We start from the raw sequence: 623 nt of genomic DNA, 5'->3' as shown, positions 1-623 counted from the left end.
TGCAACAAATGCTTCAAATAAATTTATAGAATCTTTGCGAGCGCAAGTCCCTGAAGGTTATAGGTTCATCTTAAATCTGAGGTCAGGCGCGCTGAAAGAGGCTAATACCCTGTTTACGCCCGGACCGCCGCAGCTCGCAATGGAGAAATGGATGCCAAGAGCAACGAGAGCGCTTATCCTAGTTGAAGGTCATAGGGTAATTGGTCTGCGATACGTCCAAGCGGCCCAGAGTCTTGGTTTCCATCCAATTACCCTGTCGGCTGATCCTGCTCGGTATGACTACCTTGCGGCGGAAAGTGTCGAGACAATCCGTGTCGATACAGACAATCTCGATGCGCTGATTCACGAATGTTCGCGGCTACGTGCGACGTATGACATTGCTGGCATTACTGGCTTTGCGGGCGACGACGAGTCGATCTACGCGACAGTTGGCAAGCTCTGCCTGCATTTCGATCTACCGGGACCGAACCCCGCATCGATTGAACAATGCTGCGACAAATTTACTCAACGTCAGCTCCTCGCGGAGGCCGGCATTCCAATACCTGCTTATCGCTTAGCAGCGAATGCAGCGGAGGTTGAAATCTCTGCCGCCGAGATCGGCCTGCCGGTGATTCTGAAGCCAG

The 623-nt window shown here is 52.6% G+C and carries 1 pseudogene; it reads left to right on the top strand.

Annotated features, from left to right (window positions below):
• Nucleotides 1-151 precede the first annotated feature (151 nt).
• Nucleotides 152-623, top strand: a pseudogene (locus tag EN786_RS35980) (hypothetical protein); the annotation flags it as partial.

It is taken from the genome of Mesorhizobium sp. M4B.F.Ca.ET.143.01.1.1 (assembly GCF_004792275.1).
Classification (GTDB): Bacteria; Pseudomonadota; Alphaproteobacteria; order Rhizobiales; family Rhizobiaceae; genus Mesorhizobium; species Mesorhizobium abyssinicae.
Note: the sequence above shows the minus strand (reverse complement) of the source record. Positions and strands in the feature narration are given on the sequence as shown.